The following is a 17,547-nucleotide window of genomic DNA, read 5'->3' as shown; positions in this document are numbered from 1 at the left end:
GGCGAAGGCCGGGACCCATAACCACGACCGGGCATTGTTGCGACGAGCGTCTCCAAGCGTGCCCAAGGAAGGGCCGCGGCGTATGGGTCCCGGCTCCGTGCGCAAGCGCGCACTCGGCCGGGACGACGTGGAGAGAGTTCGTGCTTGCATCACCATCACCCTCCCTGCCGCGGCGTGATGATCTCGATCTCGTCGCCGGCCTTGAGCACGGTCTCCGCCCAGCGGCTCTTCGGCACCACGTCGTAATTCAGCGCGATCGCGAAATGGGTGCCCTCGTAGTCGAGCTCGGCCAGCAGCGCATCGACGCTGGAAGCCGCGATCTCCCGCTGCTCGCCATTTACAATCATACGCATTGGACGATCACGCGCATTGCATCACCTCATTGTCGATTTCGCCGCGTGCCAGATAGCTCAGCGTCAGCTCGGCCAGCGCCGGCGCCAGCAGGAAGCCGTGACGGTAGAGTCCGTTCACCGTGATGCGGTCCTGCTCGATCCTGATCTTCGGCAGATTGTCGGGAAATGCCGGGCGCAGGCCGGCGCCGAACTCGACGATGCGCGCCTCGGCGAACGCCGGATGCACCACATAGGCGGCGCCGAGCAGCTCCAGTGCCGAGCGCACGCTGACGCCGTTGTCCTCGGCCTCGATCGAGGTCGCGCCCAGCATGAAGCGGCCGTCGCCGCGCGGGATCACGTAGAGCGGCCAGCGCGGATGGATCAGCCGCACCGGGCGGGACAGCTCGACCTCCGCGGTCTCAATGATGATCATCTCGCCCTTGACGCCGCGCAGGCTCGGCTCGCGGTCGCGCGCGGCAAGGCCGCGGCAGTCGATCACGAGGCCGTCGAGATCTTTGGCGAGATCTTGGGCCTCGGCGTCGCTGCCGAACTTGATGGTGCCGCCGGCTTTGGCGATCGCGGCATGCAGTTGCGGCAATACGCGGCGCGGCTCGACATGGCCCTCGTCGGGATAGAACAGGCCATCGCGGAAACGGCCCTCGAGCGACGGCTCGAGCGCACTCACCTCTTGAGCGTCGAGCCGGCGGTGATTGGTGGTGAGCCGGGCAAAGCGCTCGAAATCGGCGCGGTCGCGCGGATGCGCCACCACCAGCGAGCCGTTGAACGGGGTTTTGGGGAAATGCTGCCGCCACAGATCGAGCGCGCGGATGCCGAGCCGCGAGATCACGGGCTCCGACGCCTCCGCCTCGCACCAGGGCGCCAGCATTCCGCCGGCGAAGTGGCTTGTGGATTCCGTCATCGCGGCGTCACTGCGCTCATGCAGGGTGACGGCCCGTCCGGCCTCTGCGAGCAATAGCGCATGCCAGGCGCCGGCTATGCCTGCGCCGATGATGGAGACGGGGGAATCCCCCCGCGGTCTTGACGTCTGATACATCCCTGTCCCTTCGCCGGCATGACCCGGATCAGGTTCAAAGGGTCACCGCGGTCCCGAACTGATCGCCGTGATGGCGAAGTCCAAGCTTGCGGTATCTCAGCTCCTCCTTCGGAGCACCCCTCGGAACGCCCCTAATGTAGGCGGATGGGCGGGTGTGTCAACTTGTATGCCAGGGACGGCACGCCGCGACGTGCGCAAAACTCTCGTGCCCCGGACGCAGCGCAGCGCGACAGCGGTGCGCTGCTGAGCCGGGGCCCACCATCCTCGAACATTGGTCCCGGCTCCGCGGAGCAAGGCTGCGCGTCGCACCGCGTCCGGGACACGAAAGCACTTATTTTTCGGCTTGTTCCGCCGTCGCCTCGGCGTTATTCGGCGTCATCTGGTCCTGTTTGGCGAGCTCTTTCGGTGCTGCACCCGCGCCGCCATGCTTCGCCTGCTTGAGGTGATCCCCGCGCTGGCGCTTTGCGACATAGTAATAGCCGCCCGCGAAATAACGCACGGCTCGGTCGTGATCGCCATTGGCGGCGCGAAAGGCGCCGGCGAGGTATTTGACGCCGTATTTGAGGTTGGTTCCGGGGTCGCGCAGACCTTCGGCGGTACCGGTGTAGCCGAGGCCGCGCGCGGTGCCGAGCTTGATCTGCATCAGCCCGATGGTGCCGCCGCGCCCGATCAGCTGCGGATGGTACTTGCTCTCGCGCACAATGACGCGATGCACCAGCTCTTCCGGCACCAGGTTCGCCTGCGCCTCGGCTGCCACCATCGCCTCATATTGCGCGCGCGATTGTGCATGCGCGCTGGTGCCGGAGGCCAGCACCGCAATCGCGGCAAGGCAGCCAAGAAGGCAGCTAAGGGCTTGTACGGTCTTCATCTCGGTCGCTCGGGGCTTTCAGATGCGCGTCGGTTCTGCGGTCTGATTGGTACGGCGAGCGGGCAGGAATGTGGCAAAACCTTCGCATCAGCGAAGGTTCTGCATCCGTGATTGTCCGGATGGCGGTGAAGTGGACAACGCGTTTGCGGAAACAGATGCTTCAAATTGTTTGCTTCAATTGTCTCAGCCAAGAATTGTCTGCTTCAGTTTTTCCGCTCCAATTTTCTTGGCCGCTTTTTGCCGCACGCTATCCACAAAGGTTTTTCGTGCAAACGATTCGGTGAAGGTTTACACTTCATCCATGGCAGCGCGCACTCAGTCAGCGCGTCTGTCCCTTCCAAAGCACGCAAGAAAACATCATTCGGGAGATGCGCCATGGTCCGTCAGGACACAGGCTATATGCCTCGCGAAAATCCCTGCGCGCAATGCGGCAAGCCGATCGCCCGCCCCGATTGGGTGGAGCACAGTGAGGGGCGCACGTCTTATCTGTGGAATTGCCGCGCCTGCAATTACCGCTTCGAGGCGATCGCGATCTATGACGTAGCGCAGCTCACGCCACTCGCCGCCTGAATCTTTGTTGTCGCTCAGATCAGCCTGATCAGGCCGCAGATTTCTGCGGCGGCTGCAACTGCTGCTGACGCGCCGGCAATTCGATCCGGACCACGAGCCCGTGCGGCTTGCGATCGTGCAGCGACAGCGTGCCGCCATGCGCGAGCACGATGGCGTTGGCGATCGACAGGCCGAGGCCGAAGCCCTCGGCCTCGTCCATGTTGCGCGCCTGGTCGCCGCGCACGAACGGCTCCAGCACGGTCGCCTTGTGCGCGTCCGAAATGCCGGGGCCGTCGTCCTCGATGTCGACGACGAGACTGTTAGCCTTGACGTCGAGCCGGACGGCGACTTCGCCGCCGAAGCGTGCGGCATTTTCCACCAGATTGGTGATGCAGCGATGCAGGTCGGCGGGCCGCGCGGTCGCCATGGCGTGCTGCGGCCCCTCGTAGCTCACCTTGTGCCCCATGTCGGCGAACTGGTCGGTGACGAGGTGCAGCGTGCTCGCGATGTCGACCAGCGTCATCTCCTCGAGCTTGCGGTCGTTGCGGAGGAACGACAGCACCGATTCCAGCATCGAGCGCATCTGGTCGAGGTCGCGCAGCATGCGGTGGCGATGGGTCTCGTCCTCGATGAACTCGGCGCGCAGCCGCATCCGCGTGATCGGCGTGCGCAGATCGTGGCTGATCGCGGCCAGCATCTTGGTGCGGTCGTCGATCAAGGCGGTGATGCGCTCGCGCATCCGGTTGAGCGCCTTGGCCAGCGAACGGATCTCCTCCGGGCCGCGCTCGGGCAGCGGCGCGGCGGCGCCGTTCAGGCTGAAGGTCTCGGCGGCCTTGACGAAGGACGACAGCGGCGCCGTCAGCGCCCATGCCGCCCACAGGCCGAGCAGGGTGACGCTGATGACGGCGAACAGCACCGTCATCATCCACGGCCCACCCCAGAACGGCCGCATATGCTGATCCGGCATCAAGTTGGCGGCGAACATGGCGCCATCGGGCAGGCGGATCGCGACGCGGCGGATGTCGCCGTCATGCGGCGTGCTGCCCGCCTCGCGCGGCAGCGAGAAGACGTGATAGCCGGCGCCGAGCCGTCGCAGCGCGTGCAGGTTCGGCGTGTCGGTCTCGGTGAGCGCGCCGGTATCGGCCGGCAGGTCGCCGATTGCGAGTTGCGGGAAGGCTCTGATGACATCAGCCAGGAGCCGCGGCCGCTCCGATGCCGGGGCATGCCCCAGCAATTGTGCCGCAGCGGCGAGCTGGGCGTGGCCGCGATCCGAAGGCTCCGCCCTGTCAGGGCGATGGATCAGGAAGGTGGTGGTAATGATCAGATGCAGCGCGACGATCGAGACGACAACCAGCGCCGCCATCTGGGCGCCGATCCCCCGCAGACTCAGCACGCGCAGCAGCTTCATCGTCAGTTGCTCGTGGCGGCAACCGCCTCCACCCTCGGAGTGAACACATAGCCGCCGGAGCGCACAGTCTTGATCATGGTGGCTTCCTGCGGATCGGGCTCGATCTTGCGGCGAATGCGGCTCACCAGCACGTCGATCGAACGCTCGAACGAGCCGGCGCTGCGGCCCTGCGTCAGGTCGAGGAGGCTGTCGCGCGACAGCACGCGACCGGGCCGCTCGCAGAAGGTGCGCAGCAGGTCGAATTCGGCGCTGGTCATGGCGACGCGCGCACCCTCCGGGTTGCGCAGCTCGCGCAGGCGGATGTCGATGCGCCAGCCCAGGAAGCTCAGCGTGGTCGCGCCCTCGATCGCGCTGGCGTTGCGCGCGGCGGCCTGCCGGCGCAGCACCGCGTTGATGCGCGCCAGCAGCTCGCGCGGGTTGAACGGCTTGGCCAAATAGTCGTCGGCACCCATCTCGAGGCCGAGGATGCGGTCGACGTCCTCGCCGCGCGCGGTCAGCATGATGATCGGTGTCTGCGACTCCGCGCGCACCTTGCGGCACAGGCTGAGGCCGTCCTCGCCGGGCAGCATGACGTCGAGCACCAGGAGATCGACCCGGTGGTCGGTCATGGCCTTGGCCATTTCGCGGCCGTCGGAGGCGGTCGTGACATGGCAGGAATTGGTCCGGAGATATTTTGCGATGAGGGACCGCGTCTCGCGGTCGTCCTCGACGACTAGGATATTGGGCGCAGCCTGGGTCATACCGACTCTTTTGTCCGTGATTCGGGGGAAGCGGCTCAGGAATTTTGTTTCAGTATATTTCTGAAATCTTGCCCGGCTGACGGAGTTTACAGGTCGCCGGGGCCGAGAAAAGTTATCGTTCTGTCATCAAGCCAATGCGTTGAAATTCGGGCCGATCTGTTGCCGGCCGGAGCCCCGGGGTCCGTGATCACGGCAGCCCGAAAAGGAAGCCTGGCTGTCATATCCGGGGCCGGAACCCGAACCCCGGCGACGCGTTGTTTCTACTTTCAGGCGAGGAGGGTGAGATGGCTGTCGAGGTCAGTACCGAGACGACGACCGACACCAGCATCAGACCGCATCAGCTCATTGCAAGCGATCGGGTCGAAGGTACCGCGGTGCGCCGGGCCAACGGGGACATGGTCGGCCACATCGAGCGGCTGATGATCGACAAGATCTCCGGCAAGGTGTCGTACGCGGTGCTGAGCTTCGGCGGTTTCCTCGGCATTGGAACCAATTTGCTTCCGCTGCCTTGGGGCCGGTTGCACTACAACCTGAAGTTCGAAGCCTACGAGCTCGACATCGAGGATGACGAGCTGAAGCGCGCACCGTCGTTCCGCGCCGACAAGGATTTCGACTGGGGCGACCGCTCGCAGGAAGTCGAGCTGCATCGCTTCTACGGCGTGCCGCCATACTGGGGCGGCTTCTGAGCGCGCGGCACTTCGCGCAAACATTGCGGCGAGCGCCAGCCCGTTGCGACGAAGGTGCAGCGCGGTTCGCCGGGACGACTTAGTGAGCCAAACATCGTCACATCAGGGACTGCGCGTCCGGCGCAGTCGTGAGGCTCAACCGCAACCTACTTGAGAGATCAAGATCGCTCTCGTCAAGCACCGCAGCGTTCGCTGCGCTTGACGTCCCCACGCTCCGGTTTGCTGCATCGCTTCCCTGCGCGTTCCCAAGTGACGTTCCCGAGTAGTGGGGCGGCTTTTGATCGCAGGCCCGGTAGGAACGGTTGCCGAGATGACAGGTTCTCCCTGCAACGATTTTGCGAAATGAGGAGAGCCATATGTTGATGAAATCCATCATTGCCGGCGTTGCCGGCACCGCGCTGCTTGCAACCGCAGCCTTTGCGCAGACGCCGACCGACAAGGGCGACAAAATGTCCCCGGCGGCATCGACGACATCGACCACGTCACCGGCCTCGTATCAGGGCAACTGGCGCGCCTCGAAGGTCGTCGGCCTCAGCGTGTACAACGACAAGAACGAGAGCGTCGGGTCGATCAATGATCTCCTGATGGACAAGGACGGCGCCATCAAGGTGGTCGTGATCGGCGTCGGCGGCTTCCTTGGCGTCGGCGAGCATCTGGTCGCCGTGCCGCTCGACAAGGTGAAGTTCGCAAGCGAGCCGGTCGCCTATACCGGCGCGTCGAACACCGGCAGCACGACCAAGTCGACGACCACCACGGGCGCGGCACCGGCTGCGACGGCATCGAAGCCGAATCCCTGGTATCCGGACCACGCAGTGTTCAATGCGACCAAGGATGAGCTGAAGGCGATGCCGGAGTTCAAATACGCGACCGAGTAACGCGCATCGCATGCTATGAAAGCCAAACGCGCCCGGTGCTGCCGGGCGCGTTTTGTTGTGCTTTGCACGAAAGGCCGCTCGTCTGCTGTCGCACGAGACGCCGCGGTCTCATACTTGATGTTGCGGAAACCTCTGCCTGGTTCATACTGCCGCCAATCCCTTCCTCCAGAGCTATTTCCGATCCGATGGAATCGGAACGGAGCGCTAGATTCTTGTTTGACGCGTTTTCTTCACGCGAACCGGTATCCACTTCGCTCGAAAACGCTCTAGAGTGCCTCGACTTCACGATCCATTGGCCGAGGAAGAATACTCCGACGCCTGCAAGAGGTGACGACCATGGACGTCGACAAGGCCACCGCAGTGATTTCCGCAGCTGGCATTGAGCTGACCGATCGGCGCCGGAACGGCACGGATGATGGCTGGTCCCTCAGTTTCTCCAATGGCGCTGTCCTGGAGGTCAGGGACAATGGGGAAGTCTCCGCTTCCGGCAAAGGGGCCGAGGCGGTCGCAGGCCTTCTCGGGTTGCCCAAAAAATCTGGCTGAGGCTGACGCCACGACCGGGCGCCGGGCTCGGTGTGAGCCTTCACTTCGCCGGCTGATATCCGTCGGTCAGCGTCCCGAGAAAGGCAACGACATCGTCGATCTCGGCCGACGTCAGGGCTGGCTCATCTCCAGCCTTGCGGTCAAACGGCGGATCCATGCAGACGTTGGCCTTTGGCCTGTCGGGCAGATCGTCATATTTGTCGATGCTGCCGTCGGCGTTGCGCGGGTACCAACGCTCGGGCCGGGTTTCCCGCTCGACATAGAACCGCACGGAGTCGCGCAGGGAATGCACCGCGCCGTTGTGAAAGAAGGTCTGGCGTAGCGCGACATTGCGGAGTGTCGGGGTACGGAAGAGGCCGCAATAGTCCTCGCGCTTCAGGAAATCCGTGCGTAGGGGTCCACAGAGGCCGAGGTCGAAATAGGCCGGGTCCTTGTTGGCGGGAATGTCGGGATTGCGCGGCACGCCGAGAGCAATCAGTCCGTAATCGGTGAACTGGGGCGGGGTGCCGTCATTGCCCCGCCGGCTGATGTGGCAAGAGGCGCAATTGCCCTTGTTCGCTGCATTGAACAGGTCGAGCCCCCGCGCTTCCGCGGGTGTGAGTTCGGCCTTGCCGGCCAGCATCGCGTCATATTTGCTCGAATAGGGATAAAAAGTCCGATAGTCCTGCTGGTACACTTCGAGTGCCTTGAGGGCCGTCTTGTACACGGTGGCGGGATTGGCGGCCTTCTTGGGCCCGGCAATTGCCGCGATCGCCTTGCCATGGCCAGCGGCGAGCACCCGGCCGGCCACGTCGGCCTCGTTCCGATTGCCCATTTCGAAATCCGAAAGCAGCGGAATCCTGGCCTGGTCGGCACCACGGTCGACCCGCCCGTCCCAGGTGAGGCCACCCGTCGGGCCATTGTCGACGCTTTCGTCGGCCTCGTCCTCGGAATCATGGAAATGCTCGGTGAAGGACGGCACCACCTGCAGATATTTCAGGGAGGGGACGGCGCGCACCCCTGGCTGACGCAGGTCGCCACCTCCCAGTTGCACCGCCATGGCATTGGCCGGGCCGAAACCGCGGGCGGGATCGTGGCAGGATGAACAGGCGAGCTTGCCCGACGGCGAGAGAGATGGATCGAAGAACAGGGCCTGACCGAGTGCGCTGAGACGCTCGGCCAGCCGGCGCGCCTCGGCACGCGACATTTCCTGCCTGGCCTGGCCGGGACCGATGGTCAAAGCCAGCAACACGATCGCGGACGCGAAAGCCCGATACTTAATCCGCATGTTGCAAACCGCGCCTATGGCTGGACATCGTCATGGCGATCCGAAGGTGCCTTTGCCGAGCGTCTGGGCTATGACGAAGACCGAACGGAACGATAGCAACAATCCGGTGAGTGCAGGGGGCTGGAATGCGAACGAAATCGGCGGTTGTCGTTTTTGCATCGAGTTTCTTCATCGGTGCGTGCGGTCCGGCGCTGGCAGCCGGGGACAGTCCGGGCGCCAAGAAGGATGCCGCCGGCGATCTGGCGCTGATCGACACGGTCGTGGTGATCTATGCGGAGAACCGCAGCTTCGACAATCTCTACGGCAGTTTTCCGGGCGCGAATGGCGTGGCCAAGGCGTCCGCCTCGACGCGGATCCAGCGCGATCGCGACGGCAAGCGGTTCCGTGAGTTACCGCCGATCTGGGAAGGCCTGACCGCCAAGGGTGTCACGCCGCCGATCACCCAGGCCGAGACCGAGCATCTGCCCAATCGCCCCTTCTATGCTGACGATCCGAAGGGCTTCAGGCTGAGCTACGGCACCATCACGCGCGACCTCTGGCACCGCTTTTATCAGAACCAGATGCAGATCAATGGCGGGCGTAACGACAAATTCGTTGCCCATGCCGACTCGGGCGCCCTGGTGATGAGCCTGTGGGACGGATCGAAATTGGCGATGTGGAAGGTGGCCGAGAAATATGTGCTGGCCGACAATTTCTTCATGGGGGCCTTCGGCGGCTCCTTCCTCAACCATCAATGGCTGGTCTGCGCCTGCGTACCTTACTATCCCCGTGCCGATACCAACCCCGCCAAGCCGTCGATCTCCGTTGTCGAGCGCGATGGCGTGACGTTGACGCAGGCCGCCAACTCGCCGAAATCGGCGATGGACGGCATTCCGAAATATGCCGGCGACGGCAATCTCACCCCTGATTTCTACGCCGTGAACACCATGCAGCCGCCCTATCAGCCGAGCGGCAACGACCCCGCGAAGGATGGCGACAAGGCCTATGCGGATCCGAAGAATGCGACGACGCTTGTGCCGCAGATCGAGCCGACCATCGGAGATTTGCTCAGCCTCAAGCACGTGACGTGGGCCTGGTATGGCGGGGCCTGGCAGGATGTGCTCGACCATGGCAACAAGTCGCCGGTGCCGAACTTCCAGTATCACCACCAGCCTCTCAATTACTATGCGAGCTTCGCCCCGGGCACCGCGGCCCGTGCCGAGCATCTGCTTGACGGCGGCCTGGCGGGCAAGGAGTTCATCAAGGCGATCGACGACGGCAAGCTGCCGCAGGTTTCCTTCTACAAGCCGCAGGGCGACCTCAACGAGCATTCGGGCTATGCCGATATCCAGGCCGGCGACAGCCATATCGCCGATGTCGTCGCGCATCTCGAGAAGAGCCCGCAATGGCCGCATATGCTGGTCGTCATCACCCATGACGAGAATGGCGGCCTGTGGGATCACGTGGCGCCCCCGAAGGGCGATCGGTGGGGCCCTGGCTCACGCATCCCGGCCATCATCGTCTCTCCGTATGCGCGCCGCGGTTATGTCGACCATACGCCGATGGACACGACATCGATCCTGCGCTTCATCACGCGCCGCTTCGAACTGCCGACGCTGCACGGCATCACCGTGCGCGACGCTGCGATCGCCGCTCGTGGTCAGAAGCCGCTCGGCGACCTGACCAGCGCGCTGGCGCTTAAGGGGAAGTGAGGCGGAGGCTGTGTACCCGTCCGCCTGCGCTCAGGAGCCAGAGCGCGAGGCGCTTCCGCTCACGCTTGCCATCGGCCACAGGCCGGGCAGCATCGCTTTCAGATGAACGTGTGACCGCGGCGCTGCACGACATGCATCCGCGGCCTTCGCATCGCCGGCGTCACCAGCCCAGTTCACGGAGATAGGCCGCACGGGCGGCGACTCCGGTGTGGGTGAAATCCGTGAAGACCCCGTCCACGCCGAGGCGGAAGAACTTCAGATATTCCAGGCCCGGATCGCCGCGATAGTCGGCCGCCAGATATTTCTTCTCGTTCCGGAAGGTGAAGACATGCACGAACAGGCCGAGCTTGTGCGCATCGGCAATGACGCTGGTTGCTTCCTGCGTCGAGGCCTCCGGCGTCGATCCCTTGTAGGGCTTGCCGTCGGCGTTGCTGTCTTTCCAGGGTGAGATCTTCAACGGAACGATATACGCCTTCCACGGACCGATGCCGTCGGCATAGGTCTTGATCTCCGCGAGGCCCTCAGGGGTCAGCATCGCATCGAAGCCGCGCGAGTCGCCCGCAACCGTCCAGTCGTACGGGCGGGAATTGGCGATGTTGTTCAGCAGGACCTTGCCGGTCTTGAAGTCGACACCGTTGCCGTCGATCAGCTGGACCTGCCGCGTTTCCAGTCCATGGCCGCGCATGTATTTCAGACTGCCGGCCTCGAAGCTCTGAACGACGATCGGAGCGTCCTTCGCGTTGAGGCCGTTCTCCTTGATGATCTTGATCAGGGCATCCTCGAGCGGGTGGCTCCCGGGCGCACCGCAGCCATTGGCGATGGCCTGGGCATTGTTCCAGCTCGGATTCTTGGTTTCCGGATAGACCGAGATGGGACGTCCCGTTGCCTTGCTCTTGGCCTTGGCGATGTCGATGATGTCCTGGAAGCTGATGATCGGGAATTTGCCGTTGAACAGCTTCGGCCTCTCGTTGGCCGCATCATAGGTGGTGCCGGCGATCCAGTTCTTCAGCTCGGCCATGGTGAAGTCGGTGATCGACCAGTCGTTGGTGTGGTCATCGCCATCCACGATCAGTGCTTTCAGCACCGATTTGGGATCGGCCGGATCGATGAGATCGGTGAGGTAGTCGGCTGGCCCGCCGGTGGGAGCTTGCGCCCATTTCCCCTTGACGAGGACACCCGGCGCCGTGCGCTTGCGGGCCGCAACCTCCGGATTGGTCTTCGCCACCTCGGCAATGTTGGTGTTGTCGCCGAGCCACGGGTTGTGGCGTGCCACCAGCACGCAATCCCTGGTCAGGTGCAGGTCCTCTTCGAGCGAATCCGTTCCGAGGTCGGCGGCGAGCTCATACGATGCATCGGTCTCCTCGGGCACCAGGCCCGGCACGCCGCGATGCCCGATGACGAGCGGCGGCTTTCCATCGAGGGTCAGGAAGGGCTTGTTGCCGGCCGGCACTGACGTGGTTTGCGCTGACGCGATCGATGGCGGGAGCATCGCCAAAGCCGCCGCACCGAACAGCATCGCTGCGAGATGTACTTTCCGTCCTGAACGAATGTGCTTCACGGCCACGCCTCCATCTTTGGTGTAGCGTCGGGTCCAGTGCCACAAGGGCCGAGCCGTTCGACGCTGCTGTCTTCTTGTCTCAATCTCCTGACAGCTGGATGACTGTCGGGCGGGGTGGGCCGACAAAGCTTTTGAAATGCATCGCGGCGACGCGCACGTCACCGCGGTTCGGGGCCGACCGTCGCGCGCTTCATCGCTCGATCCGGACGGTCATGCCGGGCTCGAGGCCTTCCGCGGCGCCGGCGGGATCGAGACGCAGCCGCAGCGTGCTGCGGTCATGATCGCCGATCACGCGCTCGGCCTGCCAGGTGGCGAAGGTGCCGAGCGGCCGCAATTCGGTGATCGCGGCCTTGGTCGCGCCGCCGGTGGCATTCCGGATCACGTTCACGGTCTTTCCGATCGCAAGGCCGTCGAGATGGTCCTCGCGCACGTTGAACGACAGCCATTGCTTGCCGGCCGCCGCGACCATCAGGATCGGCTGGCCCGCGCGAACGTTCTCGCCCACTTCCGCAGCGATGACACTGACCACGCCGTCGGCCGGCGCGCGCAGCACCATCTTGTCGAGCCGGCGTTCGAGCACCGCGACGGCGGCCGCGGCCGCCTGCACCTGGGCGTCGGCGATGGCGCGCTCCTCCTTGGTCGGCCCCGCCACTGCGGCGTCGTAATTGGCTTGGGCTGCCGCCACGCCGGCGCGCGCCGCCGCCACGTCATTCTCGGCCTGGTCGAGTGCCTGCTGGGTTTCAAAACTCTGGCTCGCCAATGTGCTGATCCGCTTGAGCTGGACCTCGACATAGTCGAGGCGCGACTTGGCCTTGGAGATGGCCGCCTTAAGGGAATCGACCTGCTCGCGGCGAACGCCGGCATAGACATTGTTGCGGCTTGCGACCGCAGCGGCGAGCGCGGCCCGCGCCTGGTCCGCCTGCGCGGTCAACTCGACCGCGGAGAGCTTGGCGAGAACGTCGCCTGCGTGCACCTGCGCGCCTTTCTCGACCGCGATCGACATAAGCTGGCCGTTCACCTCCGGCTCGACCCTGACCTCGGTCGAGCGCACGACACCGACGGTTGCGGGGGACGACGTCGCGCGGTTCTCGGAATAGATCAGCGCGCCCGCGACGAGCACAAGCGGGACCGCGATGATGGCGATGCGCCTAGCGTTGGGCATGTTGCGGTCCTCTCTTGAACACCAGCGCCGAGATCACGGCGAGTGCGAAATAGCCCAGCGCCAAACACCACAGTCCGAGCCAGTCATGCGAGACCTCCCAGATGCTGGCGCCGAGCTGGTTGATGCGCACGAGGCCGTCGATCGCGGAGTCGGCCGGAAACAGCCGGCCCAGCGCGGTGGCCGCAGCGGGGATGGCCTCGCGCGGCCATGCAAAGCCGGCGGTGAAGAATTGCGGCAGGCTGGTCGCCAGCAGCAGGATGGTGGCGTTTTCCGGCCGCGTGAACCAGGCGCCGATCGCCTGTCCCATAAAACTCGTCGCCAGCAGGAAGACGGTCGCCAGCGCGAAGATCTGCGGCAGATGCCCCAGCGTCGAGAAACCGTAGACGCGCGGCAGCACGATCAGATAGAGCGCGAGCGCCGGCAAATAGATCGTCAGATGGGCGATGCCGCGCCCGAACACGCCGGCGAACGCGCCGCGGCCGCTGGCCAGCGCCGTGCCGGTCAGCATCGCCGCGCCGATCAGGAGCGTCTGCTGCAGGATCAGGATGAATGCCGCCGGCACGATGTAGCTCGCATAGCCGCCGACCGGGTTGAAGATCGGTTGCAGCAGAACATCGGCCGGGCTGAGGCTCGCGAGCTTCGCCTTGACCAGGCTGCCGTCGGAGCGGCCGCCCCGCGACACCAGCTCCGATGTCAGCGTGCCGATCGCGGTGGCGACGCTGCTGGCGGTCGACCTGAAGACGAACAGATAGGTGGCGTCGGCGTAGACCGGAATGTGGGCGGTGATGCCCTTGAGCACGTCGCGCTCGGTATCGGGCGGGATCTGGACCGCGGCAAACGCCTCGCCGCGATCGATCGCGGTGCGCGCCTCCGCCAGCGTGCGGGCGCGCACCGTCACGCTCAACGTGCCGCTGGCATCGAGCGTCTCGACAATCTGGCGGGAGAGATCGCTGAGATCATTGTCGACCACCGCGATCGGCAGCTTGCGCAGGATCTGGTTCAGATAGGGCTGCGGATAGTAGATGCCGTAGATCAGCGGGGCCAGGAACAAGAGGGTGAACGCGCTGCGCGTTCCGAGCACGCGTCGCCACTCTCCGATGAAGGCGCCGCCGACGCCTGGCGATGTCTGTTCGCTAACCGGAGGTTCGGCCGGCCTCTCTGTCGCGAACCAGCCCCTGCGCGTCAGGCTCGCCATGCGCAGCCATGCGAGGCCGGCAAACAGCAGCGCGAGGCCGGCGAGCGCGGCGAAGGGAACAGCGGATTCCGTTGCCGGCAACCCGCGCGCCGCCTGTCCCATCAGGACTGCCATGTACCAGCGCAGCGGCAGGATCGCGCTCCAGACCTGCGCAAACGTGTTCATGCCGATGGTGGGAAAGCCGACGCCGGCGTAGCCGAACGCAGGCGAGGCGATCAGGCCGGCAAGTCCCAGCCCGGTCGCGAGATCGCCGACCAGAAGTTGCAGCAGCGCGCCGACCGACAGATAGGCGATGATGAGGAGCGAGCCGGCGGCGATCATCAGCAACGCGTCGCCCTTGAAGGGAATCTGCAGCACGCCCTCCAGCACCAGCGGCTGGGCCAGCATGATCACGATGAAGATCACAAACAGCGGCGCCAGCTTGCCGGCAAGTGCTGCGACCGGATCGCCGCCGGCGCTTGCGAGCCACTCTCGCGCATTGCGGCGGCGGAATTCGGAGCCGACCGAATAGCCCGCTGCGAGCGTGATCACCACATGGATGATGGTGGGCAGCAGCGCACGCAACAGGAATTGCCCGTAGTTCTTCTGCGGATTGACCAGTGCGATGGTCTCCGCGCTCAGCGTGCCCATTGAGGCCGGCGCCGGTGCCGCGCGGCTGGCCGGAGCTGCCGCGTTCGCCGCGGCGGTCAGTGCATCGCTCAGCCCGGAGGACGCGATGCCGGCCGCCGTCAGGAATTGCTGGTTGTAGAAGCCGACGACCTGCGGGCGGCGATCGGCCTTCAGGTCGCGGTCGAAATTCGGCGGGATGAAGATCGCCGAAATCGCCTTGCCGGACCGGATGTCCTGCACGGCGGTCGACAGCGATCCGGAATCGTCGACGATTCGCAGGCTCGGCGACGCCGCGACATGCTGCATCAATGCGCGCGAGCTATCCGACTTGTCGGCGTCGACGATCGTGACGCCGAGACTGCGGATCACCGGCTGGCTGAACACGGTGGTGAGCACCACGAAGGCGAACAGCGGCACGCCGAAGATCAGGAGCAGCGCGACGCGGTCGCGGAACAGCCAAAGGCACTCGCGCTGCGCGACCAGCCAGAATCCCGGCTTCGATGCCAGCCTCATTGGCGCGACCGCCAATCGAGATAGGCGCTCATGCCCGGCCGCAATTCGGGCACCGGTTGCACCGGATAGGCGCGGATCGAGAATGTCCGCAAATCGAAATCGCCGGTGGCGCGCGTCGCCCGCCAGCTCGCATACTCGCCCTTGGTTGCGATCAGCTTGACCTCGACCGTGACGTGACGGTCGTCGAGCGCGGGAATGCGGACGTCGAACTTGTCGCCGACCTTGAGGCCCTTGACCAGATCCTCGCGCAGATCGAAGTGGACCCAGAGATCGCCGAGATCGATCAGGGTCACCAGCGGCACGCCCGGCGAGACATATTCGCCCGGCTCGACATTGCGCTGATAGACCTGCGAGGCGATGGGAGCATAGACCGCGAGTTGATCGATGACCGATTTGACACTCTGAATGTCCGCTTCGGCCTTCCCGACATTGGCTTTCGCGATCGCGCGCTCTTCCTTGGTGTAGCCGTTGACCGCCTGCTCATAGGCCGACTTGGCCTGATCGAGCCCGCGCTCGGCTTCATGTAGCGCGTCGGTGGTCTGGTCGAGACGCGCCTGCGGCGCGTTGCCTTGCTCGGTCAGCGTCTTGGCGCGATCGAAGGTCTTCTGCGCCAGCACCTGGGCTGCCTCCGCGCGCTCCATCTCCGCCTTCCGCGCGGCGATGGTTTCGGCCCGTGTGCCAACCAGAACATTGGCGAGTTGGGCATCGGCAACCGCCTTGGCCGCGCGCATTTGATCTTGTTTTGCAAGGGTTTCCGGATTGTCGATGCGCACCAGCACGGCGCCCGCGGTGACATTCTGGCCGCGCTCGACCGGAATCTCCTTGACCCTGCCGTCGACGCGCGCGGCGATATCGAGCCGCGTCGCATCGACCTCGCCCTGCACCAGCAGCGGCTCGGGCCGCAGCAGATAATAGATCGACAGCGCAACGATGATGGCGGCAATGACACCGACGATGATGGCCGGCGTGCGCGTCGCAGCGTGCGGATTCGCGGGCGGATTCTCTTGGCCTGGTGCAGATGTCGGCTCGGGCGTGCTTTGGTTTTCGTTACCAGAGGCTTGCACGTCCATGGCTCACTCCACTTGGCTCATGACCACGATAGCCATTCACTATGGCGCGGATGTTAAATCCTGTCCAACCTCGGCGGACTTGTTCAATTGTGCTCCGATTTGATCAATCGCGTTGCAAGCAGGCGCGCCCGGGGGGCTGCCGGGCGCGCTTCCGCTTCTCGCTGGTCGGCCCCTCGCGCGTACGGTCGGCGGCGAAGGCGAGTTGGTGTCACGTAGCCAGGCGGGCTCAGGCGCGCGGTGCGCGATACTCGGCGCGTGTCACCAGCCAGTCCGCTGCGGCCGCAAGGTCCGGCTCTGCGCCCAGGCCTGGTCCGTGCGGCAGCGGGAACAGTCCCTGCTGCACGCGCGGGAAAGGTTGCGCCAGCGCTTCGCGCAACGGATTTTCCATCACGTCATGCTCGAGCAAGCCGGGGCCGCCGACCGCGGCGAGCACCTGGGCCGCAGCAAGCAGACCGACGCCGCTGCCGAGCCAATGCGGACAGTAGGAGCGTCCCGCCTGCACCGCGCGCCGGCCGACAGCAGTGGCGCCGGTGACGCCGCCCCATTTCAGCATGTCGGGCTGTACCACGCCGTGATGACCGCTGCCGATCAAGGTTGCGAACGCCTCATAGCCCAAGACGTTCTCGCCACCCGCCAGCGGAACCGGCGACAGCAACGCAAGTTCTGCCCATTCGACGGCAGGGCGGTCGGCTGCAAGCGGCTCCTCGATCCAGCCGAGGCCGAACGCGCCGAGCCGCGGCACCGCGCGGCGCGCTTCAGCAAGATCCCAGCCCTGGTTCGCATCCACCATCAGCCGTTCGCCCGATCGCAAGTCGCGCGTGATGTTGGCGACAACGGCGGTGTCGGTTTCGCTGCCGAACGCGACCTTGACCTTGAAGGCGCGGAATCCGGCGTCACGACAGCGCGCCACCGTCTCTGCGGCGGTGTCGGGATTGAGGCCGCTTGCATAGGCGGGCACCACGTCGCGCGCCGCCGTCCCGGCGAGCATGGCGCGCAGCGATTGTCCGGCGCGCCGCGCGGCAAGATCCCACAGCGCGAGGTCGAGCCCGCCGAGGCAGGCGGCAAACGGGCCGGGCTCCGCGCCCTGCAGCGCCCAGCGGTGGGTCCGCGCGGTCAGGGTGTGCCAGGCGTCCGCGGGATCGAGATAGGTTCCGGCGAGCGCCGCGGAGCAGATCACGGTTTCGAGCAGCCGCATCTTGTTGTCGGCGCTGTAGGGCGGGAAGTTGCACCAGATCTCTCCCCAGCCATGCGCGCCGTCGGAATCCTCGACGCGCAACAGCAGGACGCTGCGCCGTGGAATGCTGCCGAACGAGGTCTTGACGGGCTCGCTCACTTCGGCGCGAAACAAAAATGCCTCGATGCGCGCGATGCTGATGGTCATGGTTGCTGCTCCCTTTCAATGATGCGTGTGCGTGTCACAGCATCGA

Annotated in this window: 16 protein-coding genes and 1 riboswitch; of the genes, 5 read left to right on the top strand and 11 right to left on the bottom strand. The window is 65.0% G+C overall.

Translation table 11 applies throughout. The features are described 5' to 3' along the window. Positions 1-155 precede the first annotated feature (155 nt). The 3 genes from thiS to K359_RS0108565 form a co-directional block, all read right to left on the bottom strand. Positions 156-353 carry a sulfur carrier protein ThiS gene (gene thiS, locus K359_RS0108575; protein WP_029078980.1) on the bottom strand — a complete coding sequence of 66 codons (198 nt, stop codon included), beginning with the start codon at positions 351-353 and terminating at the stop codon, positions 156-158. A 7-nt stretch (positions 354-360) separates the two neighbouring features. Then, complete coding sequence (locus K359_RS0108570) at positions 361-1,386, bottom strand: FAD-dependent oxidoreductase (RefSeq protein WP_029078979.1); 1,026 nt, start codon at positions 1,384-1,386, stop codon at positions 361-363. Next, a riboswitch (TPP riboswitch) is annotated at positions 1,374-1,517 on the bottom strand. It overlaps the preceding gene by 13 nt. A gap of 200 nt (positions 1,518-1,717) precedes the next feature. Next, positions 1,718-2,254, bottom strand: a complete 537-nt coding sequence (locus tag K359_RS0108565) for a lytic transglycosylase domain-containing protein (RefSeq protein WP_029078978.1) — start codon at positions 2,252-2,254, stop codon at positions 1,718-1,720. A 375-nt stretch (positions 2,255-2,629) separates the two neighbouring features. On the opposite strand from K359_RS0108565, the gene K359_RS0108560 reads away from it, so the two are divergent. After that, positions 2,630-2,824: a hypothetical protein gene (locus K359_RS0108560; RefSeq protein WP_029078977.1), complete on the top strand. Its 195-nt coding sequence runs from the start codon at positions 2,630-2,632 to the stop codon at positions 2,822-2,824. Between the two features lie 28 nt (positions 2,825-2,852). Here the strand turns inward: K359_RS0108560 and K359_RS0108555 are convergent, their stop codons facing one another. After that, positions 2,853-4,211: an ATP-binding protein gene (locus K359_RS0108555; RefSeq protein ID WP_029078976.1), complete on the bottom strand. Its 1,359-nt coding sequence runs from the start codon at positions 4,209-4,211 to the stop codon at positions 2,853-2,855. Positions 4,212-4,213: 2 nt separating this feature from the next. Then, positions 4,214-4,951: a response regulator gene (locus tag K359_RS0108550; RefSeq protein WP_029078975.1), complete on the bottom strand. Its 738-nt coding sequence runs from the start codon at positions 4,949-4,951 to the stop codon at positions 4,214-4,216. A gap of 284 nt (positions 4,952-5,235) precedes the next feature. Here K359_RS0108550 and K359_RS0108545 point away from each other — a divergent pair, with 284 nt between their 5' ends. From K359_RS0108545 to K359_RS0108535, 3 genes are all read left to right on the top strand, one after another. Then, positions 5,236-5,637: a PRC-barrel domain-containing protein gene (locus tag K359_RS0108545; RefSeq protein WP_029078974.1), complete on the top strand. Its 402-nt coding sequence runs from the start codon at positions 5,236-5,238 to the stop codon at positions 5,635-5,637. A 356-nt stretch (positions 5,638-5,993) separates the two neighbouring features. Next, complete coding sequence (locus tag K359_RS0108540; RefSeq protein WP_029078973.1) at positions 5,994-6,512, top strand: PRC-barrel domain-containing protein; 519 nt, start codon at positions 5,994-5,996, stop codon at positions 6,510-6,512. Positions 6,513-6,848: 336 nt separating this feature from the next. Then, a complete protein-coding gene (locus K359_RS0108535; RefSeq protein ID WP_029078972.1) occupies positions 6,849-7,055 on the top strand; it encodes a hypothetical protein in 207 nt (68 codons plus the stop codon). A 40-nt stretch (positions 7,056-7,095) separates the two neighbouring features. On the opposite strand, the gene K359_RS51470 is transcribed toward K359_RS0108535, so the two are convergent. Further along, positions 7,096-8,322 (bottom strand): cytochrome-c peroxidase, encoded by a 1,227-nt coding sequence (locus K359_RS51470; protein ID WP_084518326.1) that lies wholly within the window; start codon positions 8,320-8,322, stop codon positions 7,096-7,098. A 125-nt stretch (positions 8,323-8,447) separates the two neighbouring features. Here K359_RS51470 and K359_RS51465 point away from each other — a divergent pair, with 125 nt between their 5' ends. Then, positions 8,448-10,013: an acid phosphatase gene (locus K359_RS51465; protein ID WP_035976326.1), complete on the top strand. Its 1,566-nt coding sequence runs from the start codon at positions 8,448-8,450 to the stop codon at positions 10,011-10,013. A gap of 160 nt (positions 10,014-10,173) precedes the next feature. Here K359_RS51465 and K359_RS0108520 read toward each other — a convergent pair whose 3' ends face one another. The 5 genes from K359_RS0108520 to K359_RS51460 all read right to left on the bottom strand — a co-directional run bounded on the left by K359_RS0108520 (position 10,174) and on the right by K359_RS51460 (position 17,501). Then, positions 10,174-11,571 carry a glycerophosphodiester phosphodiesterase family protein gene (locus K359_RS0108520; protein WP_245284545.1) on the bottom strand — a complete coding sequence of 466 codons (1,398 nt, stop codon included), beginning with the start codon at positions 11,569-11,571 and terminating at the stop codon, positions 10,174-10,176. A gap of 190 nt (positions 11,572-11,761) precedes the next feature. Then, complete coding sequence (locus K359_RS0108515; RefSeq protein WP_029078970.1) at positions 11,762-12,733, bottom strand: HlyD family secretion protein; 972 nt, start codon at positions 12,731-12,733, stop codon at positions 11,762-11,764. After that, complete coding sequence (locus tag K359_RS0108510) at positions 12,720-15,050, bottom strand: ABC transporter permease (protein ID WP_035976325.1); 2,331 nt, start codon at positions 15,048-15,050, stop codon at positions 12,720-12,722. Before K359_RS0108510 ends, K359_RS0108515 begins: the two co-directional genes overlap by 14 nt. After that, positions 15,047-16,120 carry an HlyD family secretion protein gene (locus tag K359_RS0108505; protein ID WP_029078968.1) on the bottom strand — a complete coding sequence of 358 codons (1,074 nt, stop codon included), beginning with the start codon at positions 16,118-16,120 and terminating at the stop codon, positions 15,047-15,049. Before K359_RS0108505 ends, K359_RS0108510 begins: the two co-directional genes overlap by 4 nt. A gap of 226 nt (positions 16,121-16,346) precedes the next feature. Continuing rightward, the gene (locus K359_RS51460; RefSeq protein WP_035976324.1) at positions 16,347-17,501 is read right to left on the bottom strand and encodes a mandelate racemase/muconate lactonizing enzyme family protein; all 1,155 of its coding nucleotides are present in this window, start codon (positions 17,499-17,501) and stop codon (positions 16,347-16,349) included. Between the last annotated feature and the right edge of the window lie 46 nt (positions 17,502-17,547).

Source organism: Bradyrhizobium sp. th-b2 (genome assembly GCF_000426785.1).
In the GTDB taxonomy this organism is placed as follows: Bacteria; Pseudomonadota; Alphaproteobacteria; order Rhizobiales; family Xanthobacteraceae; genus Bradyrhizobium; species Bradyrhizobium septentrionale.
This window is presented reverse-complemented; position numbering and strand designations above follow the sequence as displayed.